The 12,453-nt window shown below is 28.0% G+C and carries 10 protein-coding genes; 1 reads left to right on the top strand and 9 read right to left on the bottom strand.

Annotated elements, in window-relative coordinates:
- The first annotated feature begins 12 nt into the window (after window positions 1-12).
- Complete coding sequence (locus BGI42_RS06255; RefSeq protein WP_125461014.1) at window positions 13-1,194, top strand: glycosyl hydrolase family 8; 1,182 nt, start codon at window positions 13-15, stop codon at window positions 1,192-1,194.
- A gap of 58 nt (window positions 1,195-1,252) precedes the next feature.
- On the opposite strand, the gene BGI42_RS16610 is transcribed toward BGI42_RS06255, so the two are convergent.
- The 9 genes from BGI42_RS16610 to xylB all read right to left on the bottom strand — a co-directional run bounded on the left by BGI42_RS16610 (window position 1,253) and on the right by xylB (window position 12,444).
- On the bottom strand, window positions 1,253-1,375 hold the full coding sequence (locus BGI42_RS16610; RefSeq protein WP_420825939.1) for a hypothetical protein: 123 nt from the start codon (window positions 1,373-1,375) through the stop codon (window positions 1,253-1,255).
- A 165-nt stretch (window positions 1,376-1,540) separates the two neighbouring features.
- Window positions 1,541-1,930, bottom strand: a complete 390-nt coding sequence (locus BGI42_RS06250) for a bacteriohemerythrin (protein WP_069679504.1) — start codon at window positions 1,928-1,930, stop codon at window positions 1,541-1,543.
- A gap of 492 nt (window positions 1,931-2,422) precedes the next feature.
- Entirely contained in the window at window positions 2,423-3,304 is an 882-nt protein-coding gene (locus BGI42_RS06245) for a Cof-type HAD-IIB family hydrolase (protein WP_069679503.1), read from the bottom strand.
- A gap of 368 nt (window positions 3,305-3,672) precedes the next feature.
- Complete coding sequence (locus tag BGI42_RS06240) at window positions 3,673-4,872, bottom strand: FprA family A-type flavoprotein (RefSeq protein WP_069679502.1); 1,200 nt, start codon at window positions 4,870-4,872, stop codon at window positions 3,673-3,675.
- 62 nt (window positions 4,873-4,934) lie between these two features.
- A complete protein-coding gene (locus tag BGI42_RS06235; protein WP_084023844.1) occupies window positions 4,935-6,839 on the bottom strand; it encodes an acyl-CoA dehydrogenase family protein in 1,905 nt (634 codons plus the stop codon).
- 426 nt (window positions 6,840-7,265) lie between these two features.
- Entirely contained in the window at window positions 7,266-8,594 is a 1,329-nt protein-coding gene (locus BGI42_RS06230; protein WP_069679501.1) for a uracil-xanthine permease family protein, read from the bottom strand.
- A 433-nt stretch (window positions 8,595-9,027) separates the two neighbouring features.
- A complete protein-coding gene (locus BGI42_RS06225; protein ID WP_069679500.1) occupies window positions 9,028-10,305 on the bottom strand; it encodes an L-cysteine desulfidase family protein in 1,278 nt (425 codons plus the stop codon).
- Between the two features lie 283 nt (window positions 10,306-10,588).
- Window positions 10,589-10,834: a hypothetical protein gene (locus BGI42_RS06220; protein ID WP_069679499.1), complete on the bottom strand. Its 246-nt coding sequence runs from the start codon at window positions 10,832-10,834 to the stop codon at window positions 10,589-10,591.
- Window positions 10,835-10,941: 107 nt separating this feature from the next.
- Entirely contained in the window at window positions 10,942-12,444 is a 1,503-nt protein-coding gene (gene xylB / locus BGI42_RS06215; protein ID WP_069679498.1) for a xylulokinase, read from the bottom strand.
- Window positions 12,445-12,453 lie beyond the last annotated feature (9 nt).

The raw sequence follows: 12,453 nt of genomic DNA, 5'->3' as shown, positions 1-12,453 counted from the left end.
AAATTTATTGGGGTGATAAAAATTTATAGAAATGTAATTATGCAAACCTACTCTAAAAAAGAACTTACCTTAGAACTCCTCTCCTTTTATTACAAATGGAAAAAACGTTACTTAAGAACTGTAAAGAACTCCTTTCCTACTAAAGAATATCTATTTGATACTTTAGAATTTTCTACTGAAAATAATGCAGTTACATCTTCTGCCGCAATGGGATATGGTATGATTATTTTTGCAATCATGAGTAAATTTGATGCCACAGCTAAAAAACATTTTAATAATCTCTATAATTTTGTAAATGCTTATCCTAGTATTTACAACGATAATCTCATGGCATGGCAACAAATTATTACTGATAAAGGAGAGATAATAAACATTAAACCTAAAACTGCTTCTACTACTAATAGTGATATGGATATATGCTATGGACTGCTTATTGCTAATAAACTCTGGAGAAAAAAAGACAATATAAATTATAAAAAAGAAGCTCTTAAAAGAATTAATGCATTGATGATTAGTTGTGTTGATAAAAAAGATTATATATTAAATTTAGGAGATTGGGTTAATACAAATATTAATAGTAAATTTAAAGGAATAACTAGAAGCTCAGATTTTAGTATTTATATTTTAAAAGAATTTGTTAAAGCTGATCGAAAAAATAGTAAAAATTGGAGAAATGTGATTAAAAAAATTAATAGTATAATAAATAATCAAATGAATAGAGAAAGTAAAATGAATGGCCTTATGCCAGATTTCTTTGTTAAAGATAAAAATGAATTTATAGCACCAAAAGGAAAAGTTCTAGAAACAATTCATGATGGAGATTATTATTATTACAGTTGCCAAACTCCTTGGCGCTATTCCATGGATATTCTATTAGATAAAGCTCATATTACAAATCAACTCTCTACTTTAAATAATTGGATAATCACAAAAACCAATTCTAATCCTAAAAATATAGTTTCTGGTTACTATGTAGCTAATTCTACTCCTGGAAAACCTTTTGGTAACTCTAATGATTTATCATTTATTGCTCCATTTTTAGTTTCCTCTCTTATTCAAAGAAAAAATAAAATGTGGACAATAAAACTTTGGAAAACATTAACAAATACACCAATTGAAGATTCACTTTTTTATGGAAACACACTTAAACTTATGGCTATGATAGTAGCTACTGGAAATTGGATTAAGATATAAAAATAGCTTAATAAGTTATTAAACAGAAGAACTGTAAACTAGATTAGTTTTTATTAATTTAGTTTACAGTTCTATTGTTTTTTCTACACATACTTATAAAATACGTATGCATTTCTAAGTTATTTGTTGATTCAGAATGAAAGGATGTTACTAGCATATTATCTTGTCTTGCTGCTACAATACTATTATTTAATTACAAATTATTTTCACATTAGACTCACCTTTGTAATATAAGGTACTCTTATAAATATTAAATGTAGACACATTAAAATCATATTATAATTATTAAAATGTTTTTTTAATATTCTGGATATATACTTGTCCTATTTCTTTTGTAAAAGTATAATTATTTTCCTATAAGTTTATCGTTTGAATAAATATGTCCTGTTAACCAGTCATTTAGAAGTTGTAATATACTAATTATATATTCATCTTGATCCTCATCAATCTTTGAAAAATCTACATCTTTAATTCTCTTTATAAATGCATCATGCTCAACTTTCTGAGTAAACATTCTTTTATAATTGATACTTTTCATATATTCTTCTTCAGCATTAAAATGAAAAACTGTATAATCTTGAAGTTCTTTTATTAACTCTACTATTTTATCATATTTATCAATTCTAAGATCATTTTTTAATAAATTATAAGTTTTATCAGCTATTTCAAAAAGAACTTTATGTTGTTCATCAATAAAATCTATTCCTGTTTTATATTCTTCTTTAAATTCATACATTAAATACTACCCTCTTTCAATTGTTTATATATTATAATTATTATACATTAAATAATATGCCATATCAAATGATAATTATTATTCATTAGGATAAATTTCATATTTAATTTAACAAACCTACTTTGGAAATTTCTTAAGATTTTATCTCAATATATGTAACCTTACTATTACTAAATAATCATGCCTTACTTATAATTAACTTTTTATTAGACATTCCCATGTTTAACATATCAAAACAAAGTTGCTTCGTTACACTTTTTGATTTAGAATGAATAACTTTAACATTTTGTAAAATATGTATTTAAAAATTTCATTAGAAATTCTTTTATAAAATTCCTAAATCCCCATCTAAACCAATATTTTTGATTAAACCAATATTTTTGATTAAACCTAACTTTTATCAGTCTTTCAAATTAAAAAATTTTTATAGTTTACTATACATAAATGAAGAGATTTGCATCAATAAATTTTGATACAAATCCTAAATTAAATTTATTTAAGCATATTATTCATTTCATTATTAAGAACATTATAAATGGCTTTTGCAACGCCTAAATTGTCATTACTATCTGTTATGTATTTGGCTATTTTTTTAACTTCTGGTATAGCATTTTTCATAGCAACACTTTCCTCGAATATTTCAAACATTGAATAGTCATTAAAACTATCCCCAAGAATCATAACATTCTTTATATCTATATTCATTTTTTGGGCTACCTTTTTCAATATGATTCCTTTTTGAGCATTTATATCGGTTATCTCTATATTATCATCAAATGATGAAGATATTGCTAGTCCTTCAATTTTTCCAATAGTCTCTTTCATTTTATTTATTAAATCTATATCTTTATGAAAAGCCACAAATTTTCTTATTTCTATGTCATCTTTAAAAAACTTTTCTACATCATTAACATATTTTAAGTTTGTAAAAAATCCTTCTTTTTCTGCCATTTTTTTAGCTTCTTCTTCTGTTAAAGTTGGATTAAAAGTCATAGTTCTAAATATAACTTCTTGAAATGCTTCTTCTCTTGTAGATGTTGTAAATACACCTTTATTGGTAAATATACGTGCTGGTAATTTATTTTCATCTAATATCTTTATTATTTTTTTTGCATACTTTTCATTTATATTTATTACTTCTAAAATATTCCCTGATTCATCTCTATATTCTGCTCCATTAGAAAGAATACATTGACATTTTATATTATGCTTATCTAATATTCCTTTAACACTGTCATATTCTCTTCCTGTAGATATTGTAAATATTATCCCTGCCTCTTCTGCTTTTCTAATTGCTTCGACAGTGTCTACATCTATATCATGATTATTATTTAATAAAGTACCATCCATATCTGATGCTATAAGTTTTATCATTAGAATCACTCCATTCTTTAATTTAAGCATATTCAAATAAATAAGTTTATTTGAATATGCCTTATTTATTTCCCTTAATATATAGTATCATGTATTTCTTATAAAATTATATAATAATTGAGATTTTTCTTACATTAAATATTATAGGTTAATATATTGATAATAAATTTAAATTTAATGTAAGAACTTTATCTAATATGAGATGCAAAATAAATTAGAAATGTTATGTGTACAATTAATAATGCTTTTCAAGTGACTAGACATATATAATGAAAATGATAGAGACAGTAGATAATTTTGTATTTATACAAAATTATCTACTGTCTCTGCTAATTATCTTTGGTAAAATTTAATTAGATTTGTTATAACTATTTCATTGATTCTATAATACTTTCAACAAGGTTATCTATATCTGTAATGTTATCTTCTTTCATTGAAGAAACAAGTGTAACTTTATCTTCTAGGATTGTCATGTCTCTCATTCCATCTAAAAATTCATGCATTAATTTTCCAGATTTACATGCCCATGATCCATTTTCAATAAGTGCAAAAGTTCTCTTTTGAAGATTAAGAGCCTTCATATCCATAAGATAATTATGCATAGGTGGATAAATACCAAGATTATATGTTACAGATGCTAAGACTACATTACTAACTCTAAATGTTTCTGAAATCAACTCAGATACATGAGTACTTGAAACATCATACATAACCACGTTTTTAATACCCTTTTCCACTAATTTAGTAGCTAAAGATGCGGCTGCGCTTTCAGTATTACCATACATTGAACCGTAAACTACCATTACTGCTTTTTCTTCTGGTTCATATCTACTCCATTTATCATATTTATCAATAAAATATTCAATATTTGTACGCCAAACCGGGCCATGTAGTGGACAGATCATTTTAATATCAATTTTGCTTGCCTTTTTTAATAAAGACTGAACTTGAGGACCATATTTACCAACAATATTTGTATAATATCTTCTAGCTTCATCTATCCAATCATGTTCAAAATCAACCTCATCATTAAATAGTTTTCCATCTAATGCTCCAAAGCTTCCAAAAGCATCAGCTGAAAAAAGGACACCATTTGTAGTATCAAATGTAACCATAGCTTCTGGCCAATGTACCATTGGTGCAGCTATAAATGTTACTACATGTTTTCCAAAAGATTTTGTATCACCTTCTACAACTTCTTCAATTCTGCCATCAATTTCAAATCCAAATTGTCTCATTATAAGAAAGGCTTTTGCTGTACCTATAATTTTAACCTCTGGATAACGTAATATTATTTCCTCAATAGCAGCTGCATGATCAGGTTCCACATGATTTATTACTAAATAATCTAGTGGCCTACCATCTAGAACTGCTTCTACGTTTTCTAAAAATTGTTTACCAATTGCCCAATCTACAGTATCAAATAATACGGTTTTTTCATCTAATAATAAATATGAATTATATGAAACACCTCTTGAAATTGGATGAATATTTTCAAAAAGAGATAAACGCTTATCATTGCCCCCTACCCAATAAAGATCTTCGGTTACTTTTCTAACACAAAACATAATTTAGTCCTCCTTCTTTTACTACAAAACAATTTAAGTTACTACTATATTTTACCACAAAATTAGACTTCTATAAACATATCTTTTTCTTCACCACAATCAGGACATATCCACTCTTCTGGAAGATCTTCAAATAAAGTTCCAGACAATATATCATTTTCTACATCACCTATGGCCGGATCATATTCATAACCACAACCATTACAAACATATCTCTTCCAATTAGGCACAGTCTTTTTAGGAAGATTTTTCTTCATTTTCTTCATAGGAGGTGCTTCCTTTTTAGGTTCTCCATTATCTAAAGCAGTTGTTAATAACGGCATTATTTCCATCATATCTCCAATAATACCATAATCAGCATTCTTAAATATTGGTGCATTAGGATTATTATTAATAGCAACTATGGTAGTAGCATCTTTTATTCCCTTTAAGTGTTGCCCAGCTCCTGATATACCGCAAGCAATATATAGGTTACCATTAAATTTTTGTCCTGACATACCTACATAACGATTTAAAGGTAAGTATTTTAAAGTCTCAGCTACAGGACGTGATGAACCAATAGCAGCACCAGCTTGTACAGCTAAAGCTTTAGCTAGTTCCATATTTTTTTCTTCACCAATTCCTTTTCCTACACTAACAACACGATCCGCTTTAGGAATTGGAGTATTTATATCAATACCAACGGTAAAATCATATCCATCAGTTTTCAATGCTTCTACAAGCTTAGAAACTCTTTCTTCTGCCGTACCGTCTTTCATAATTACCTTTTTACGAGCACCAGTTAATGGGTCACGAGTTGAAGTTCTTCTATTTTCATTTTTAGGCATTTTTCCAATTATATGAGATGCAATTACCACCCTTTGTATTTCATTAGTTCCTTCATAAATAGTACAAATTTTAGCATCACGGTAAGCTCTTTCTACATCCATTCCTTTAAGATAACCATTTCCTCCAAAAATTTGTAGTGCATCATTTACCACTTCTAAACATATATCTGAGGCATATTGTTTAGCCATAGCAGCTTCCATAGAATAAGATTCATGGTTTTCTTTAAGTTCAGCAGCACTATAAACTAAAAATCTCGCTGCTCTTATCTTAGTTGCCATATCTGCTAATTTAAAAGAAATAATTTGTTGCTGACAGATAGGTCTTCCAAATTGTATTCTTTCCTTTGAATATTCCAAAGCATTTTCATAAGCTCCTTGCGCTATACCTAATGCTTGCGAAGCAATACCAATACGACCACCATCTAAAGTTTTCATGGCTATCTTAAAGCCTTGTCCTTCTTCACCCAACAAATTTTCTTTTGGAACTTTAACATTATTAAATATTAACTCTGCTGTTGAAGATGAACGAATTCCCATCTTATCATAATGATCACCAAAAGTGAATCCTTCCCATCCTTTTTCAACTATAAAGGCACTTATGCCTTTAACTCCTATATTTGGTGTTGTTACAGCAAATACAACATACGTATCAGCTTTATCTGCATTAGTTATAAAAATTTTTCCACCATTTAAAATATAATGATCTCCTTCTAGTACAGCTGTAGTCTCAGTTCCCCCTGCATCACTACCAGCGTTAGGTTCAGTTAGACCAAAAGCAGCAATCTTTTTACCCTTTGCTAAAGGAATTAGGTATTTTTTCTTTTGTTCTTCAGTTCCATATGCAAAAATTGGATAAGTTCCTAAAGAAACATGTGCAGATAAAATTACACCTGTACCACCATCTACCCTAGAAAGTTCTTCAACAGCAATGGCATAACTAAGTACATCTAAACCTGCACCACCATACTTCTTAGGATAAGGTGTACCTAATACCCCCATTTTAGCTAATTTTTCAATTGCTTCAGTTGGAAATTTATTTTCCTTATCTAGCATAAATGTTATTGGCTTTACCTCTGTCTCTGCAAATTCTCTAATTTTTAAACGAAAAGCTTCGTGTTGTTCAGTAGTCTTAAATAACATAAACTTGCCTCCTCTAATTTAGTATTTTATTCTTATTTCTATAAGCTATATTATTAAAAATTTATAAATTTATACATTTTTTTGATTTAAAATATAGCTATTTAAATTATATTATTAGTTTTTATAATTTTTTATATAATTTTTTTTATCTTTTAACAATTATTATTATAAAACATTTTATATCTCTTGTCAATTTTTTCCGTAAATGAATTTTATTTCATAAATAAATCTAAATTAAATTATATTTTAATATATAATTAAAGTTTATTTAAAATATAATTGTATTAAATAAAAGAATTGAAAAAGCAAAAAATTATTTAAACTTATATAAATGCTTAATTATTTTTCTAATAAAAATGAGCTAATAAGTTTAAGATATAATTCTCTTAATTCATCAGCTCTTTATAGATATCATTACATATATTATTATTTATTATCACTTACTTTATTAGTTTCATCTTTTGGTAAAATTAGATTTAAAATTATAGCTACTAACGTAGTTACAACTATTGAAGATTTTCCAAAAATTGATATAAACCAAGCTGGAAATAAAGCCAATGAATTTGGAACTTCAACTATTCCTATACCTAAAGCAATTGATAATCCTACAATAGCAGTATTTCTAGTTGTAAGTTTAATTGATGAAATCATCTTTATCCCGGTCATTGTTATAGTTGCAAATACTGATAATGTAGCTCCTCCAAGTACACACTGTGGAATACTTGTTAGCATTGATGCAAATTTAGGTACTATTCCTGATATTATAATAACTACTGAAGCAAATACAAATACACTTCTATTTATAACTTTATTCATTGTTACTATACCAACATTTTGACTAAATGTTGCAGTAGGCATACTACCGAAAAATGAACCAATAATACTACTAATGCCATTACCAATTATTCCACCTGAAAGTTCTTTATCTGTAGGAACTCTATCCATCCCCCCACCAGTAGTCGCTGAAAAATCTCCTATTGCTTGAACAGAATTTACCACATGCATTATAACCATAGATATAATTGCTGTAGCATCAAAACTCATTCCAAAATGCATAAATTTAGGTACTTGCATCCAGCCTGCTGTTTCAATATCTTTAAAAGAAACCATTCCAAAACATAGAGCAACAACATAACCCACAATAATTCCTATTAATATAGATGCAAGCTTCAATGATCCTTTGGTAAAATAATTTAAAAATATTACTACACTTAAAGTTATAAGTGCAACTCCCCAATTTTGAGGTGAGCCAAAAGTTGAACTTCCAGCTCCACCTGCTATATACTTGATAGCAACTGAATATAATGATAAACCTATTGAAAATATAACAGTACCTGTTACTATTAAAGGAAAAAATCTAACTAACTTTTTAACAAATACTCCAAAAATAACAGCTACTATTCCTCCAATTACTTGTGCTCCCAAAACTGTAGCAATATTAAATTCATCAGCTATAGCTATTAATGTTGGTACATAAGCAAAACTTGTCCCTACAATTATAGGTAATCTAGAACCAATAACCCCAAATATAGGAAAAAGTTGAATTAACGTTGCTATTCCTGCAAAAAATAATGATGATTGAACAAGTAAAATTTTATCTTCTGGCTTTAATCCACATACCCCAGCTACTATTATAGCTGGGGTAACACATCCAATAATCATAGCTACAACATGTTGTAGTCCTAACGGAACTATTTCTTTTAAATTTGTTTTACCTTCAAATTGAAAAAGTAAAGACTTCTCCTTTAATTCCATAAAAAATTCCCCCTTGTACTAAAATTTAGTTATACGTTTACAGAATTTTCTACAAATATTACTAAGCAATATTTATGCCAAGTAAAATACTTCGGAGATACTGTTTTTTACTTTGTAGTAATTAAATTTATTTTATATAAATAAAAGATTTCTCATTTTGATAACTTTTTTATCATTTTAATAATATATTTTTCTTCTTAGAACTCTTATTTTTAATTATTATGTATTGTTAAATTTATCATTTTAATAAATTTGATCAAGAATTGACAATATTAATAAAAAAATTTGTAAATAATTATTATAAGTTCTAAATTGAAATAAAAATGACTAATGAATCCAGTACATTAGTCATTTTTAATACTTTAATTTCTATTCTCCATTTAAAACTGGTTAGTAATATACTTATTTTATTAACTACAAATTTTTTTAATTATTATTGTCCAACCATTATTTTTAATATCTCCTTATCAGTTTCTCTCATACCTTCACGTGCCATTCTACCTACATTATCTATTGTATTATCAACACCCTTTGTAACTATTCCATCACCGCTATAAAACTGCTGACCATTTAAATACATATTATATCCAAGAATTCCTGCATCTACTGCTGTTGCAATTTTTGCAGCACAAGATGATTTTGCCCCATCACATATAATTCCAGATACAATTGCAAGAGCATTTACAACAGTATGTGAAACTATTTTATCATCACCACCATTTAAATATGCTATTCCAGCTCCAGCGCCACATCCTGCACTAACTGCTCCACAAAATGCAGATAATCTTCCTATTCCAGTTTTCTGATGAATTGTTATAAGACTTGACACTATAAGTGAACGATATAATTTTTCATCACTAGCATTAAGCTCTTTTGCATACTCAACAACAGGAATAGATGCTGTCATACCTTGATTTCCACTTCCTGAAACAATTATCACAGGCAATTCACAACCACTCATACGTGCATCAGAACCAGCAGCGGCAGCAGCTTTAGCCCTAATCTTTATATCATTACCGTATGTTTTTAATAAAACTTTTCCTATTTGAGCTCCCCAATTACCTGTAAGTCCCTCTTTTGAAATAGCCATATTATACTCAATTTGACGACTTATAGTATCTTTTATATCATCAATGCATACTATATCTGCAAACTCAACTATCTCTTTGACATTTAAAAGACTTCTGTCTGTAATGCCAGCAGTATTTTCTTTTTCACTACCTGATTCAAATATTATCTTTCCATCCATCTCAATAAGTACAATATTGGTATGATAATTTTCAATTATTAATTTTACATAAGATGATTTACTATAAAGTCTTACTTCAATATAAAATGTTATATTTTTATTGCTCGGAATTATCTTTATTTCATGATTATCCATATAATCTTTTATCTTAGGCTTGTCTTCATCTTGCACATTTGCAAGAACTTCTAAAACTGCTGCCTCATTACCAACTGTAACCCCTGCTGCTAGAGCTGCTTCTATCCCCTTTAATCCATTTGTATTTGGTACAATAACACTTTTTACATTTTTAATAATGTTACCACTTACCTCAATTTCACACTTTTCAGGAATTACACCTAAAATCTCTCTTGCTTTAGCTCCTCCATAAGCTATTGCAATTGGTTCTGTACATCCCATTGCTGGAACTAATTCTTCTTTTAATATTTGAACATAAGTATTGTATATGTTATCATTTTTTTTCATACTAATTTACTCCTCTATTACTAATTTTCCTTAAAAGTATCTTATATTATTTTTTTTCTTAACATTGGTTTATTTAATTTTAAAAATATATCTATCTTCTATTTTATTTAATATTCACCAATTAGTTAAATAGTTTGTTTTTACCTTATTAGTCCTTAAAATATTATACTTAAAATTAAAATTAATTTAAAGTATTATCCTTAATATAATAAAAAATCACTTAAAATAATTAAATTCTAAATGATTTTTTTATTTCTTTTTCTTAATCTAAAATCAAACATTATTAATTTACTTTAATTTTTATTATTTTCATCATTCTTTTAAATCTTGAAATACACCAAAGCAATCTCATTTTTCTCCATCTTTTCCCTCCAACATCAAAATGATACCATTCTTTTATAAAATTAAGTCTATCATCAAAAGATTCTATTTCCTTTCCAGACTTAAACCCAGAGGAAAATTCAGATTTTGTTTTTAGCTTCTTCATTGACTCATGATGCTTGGCTTTTCCTACTAATATAGGATCCATTGCCTCAAAAATTATATTTAAATTTGTAAAGCTATCTGCTAATTTCTTAAATAATTTTTTAATTATTCCATATCAAAATACATAAAAATACCTTCTACTTTATTTACCTAAATATTTTTTATTTTAGGATAGGCTGAATTATATACATCATACACTTTTGAATATACTTCTTTTAAATCAGTATTTGAATATACCATTGAATTGCCTTTTATAATTTTACTACAAGCCTCCTCTACTGAATCATATATTCCTACTCCAACTCCTGCTAGTATTGCTACACCAAGTGCTGGACCTTCTGATGCTTTAACTGTAGTTAATGAATATTGGAAAACATCAGCTAATATTTGTCTCCAAACACTACTTTCTGCGCCTCCACCACTTATTCTTATTTCATTAACTTTTACATTCATATCTTCAATAATATCAAGACAGTTCTTTAAGCTAAAACTAACTCCTTCTAATATACTACGTACAAAATCATCATGATTATTTATAAGTGATACTCCTAAAAATGCACCCTTTACATTTGGATCTATATGTGGAGTTCTTTCTCCCATAAGATATGGTAAATAAACTATTCCATTAGAGCCTGGTTTTGATTTTGCTGCTTTTTTTGTTAATAAATCGTATACATCAGTGCCCGCCTTTTCACTATCTTCAACATCTTTAGCACAGAATGTTCTTTTAAACCAATTCAATGATAAACCTGCCCCTTGAGTAACACCCATTACATGCCACTTATTAGGTACTGCATGACATAAAGTATGAACTCTTCCCTCTTTATCAAATCTTGGTGTATCTGTTGCTGCAAATACTACTCCTGATGAACCTATTATAGTTGATATTATTCCCTCATTTACTATTCCATTTCCTATAGCTCCAGCCGCTTGATCACCTGCGCCTCCAACTACTGGTGTATTGATTTCTAGTTTTGTAAGCTTAGCTGCTTCTTCTGTAACATGTCCACTAACAACAACCGATTCATAAACATCTGCTAATATGTTTTTATCTATATTTAGCTCCTTAAGTAATTCTTCACTCCAATTTCTAGTATTTATATCTAACATTTGCATTCCACTAGCATCTGAAACTTCTGTTGCAAAGGTATTAGTTAATTTAAATCTTATATAATCTTTTGGAAGAAGTACTTTATATATCTTTTTATAATTATTAAGTTCATTATTTCTAACCCATAATAATTTTGAAAGTGTAAATCCAGTTAATGCAGGGTTTCCTGTTATTTTAATTAATCTTTCTTTTCCTATAACTTTTGTCATGTAATCACATTCTTTTTCTGTTCTTTGATCACACCAAATTATAGAATTTCTAATAACTTTACATTTCTTATCTAATAAAACAAGCCCATGCATTTGACCACTTAATCCAATACCTTTAATATCAGATGCTTGTACATTACTTTTTTCAATAACATCTTTTATCCCATTAACACATGCTTTCCACCAATCCTCTGGGTTTTGTTCTGCCCATCCTACTTGTGGTTGAAATAACTCATATGCATATGTTGCAGTTTTTATTGTGTTTCCTTCTTCATCAAATAATGCTGTTTTAGTTCCTGATGTTCCAATATCCAAACCTAATAAATATCTCATAATTAAACC

Origin of the sequence: Clostridium taeniosporum (genome assembly GCF_001735765.2) — a bacterium.
Lineage (GTDB): Bacteria > Bacillota > Clostridia > Clostridiales > Clostridiaceae > Clostridium > Clostridium taeniosporum.
The sequence above is the reverse complement of the archived record's forward strand: the minus strand, read 5'-3'. Positions and strand labels throughout refer to the sequence as shown.

Coding starts and splice junctions, on each gene's coding strand:
- xylB (WP_069679498.1), bottom strand. CDS start 12,444: ATGAGATATTTATTAGGTTTGGATATTGGAACATCAGGAACTAAAACA.
- BGI42_RS06230 (WP_069679501.1), bottom strand. CDS start 8,594: ATGGAATTAAAGGAGAAGTCTTTACTTTTTCAATTTGAAGGTAAAACA.
- BGI42_RS06240 (WP_069679502.1), bottom strand. CDS start 4,872: ATGTTTTGTGTTAGAAAAGTAACCGAAGATCTTTATTGGGTAGGGGGC.
- BGI42_RS06245 (WP_069679503.1), bottom strand. CDS start 3,304: ATGATAAAACTTATAGCATCAGATATGGATGGTACTTTATTAAATAAT.
- BGI42_RS06220 (WP_069679499.1), bottom strand. CDS start 10,834: ATGGATCCTATATTAGTAGGAAAAGCCAAGCATCATGAGTCAATGAAG.
- BGI42_RS06250 (WP_069679504.1), bottom strand. CDS start 1,930: ATGTATGAATTTAAAGAAGAATATAAAACAGGAATAGATTTTATTGAT.
- BGI42_RS06225 (WP_069679500.1), bottom strand. CDS start 10,305: ATGAAAAAAAATGATAACATATACAATACTTATGTTCAAATATTAAAA.
- BGI42_RS06235 (WP_084023844.1), bottom strand. CDS start 6,839: ATGTTATTTAAGACTACTGAACAACACGAAGCTTTTCGTTTAAAAATT.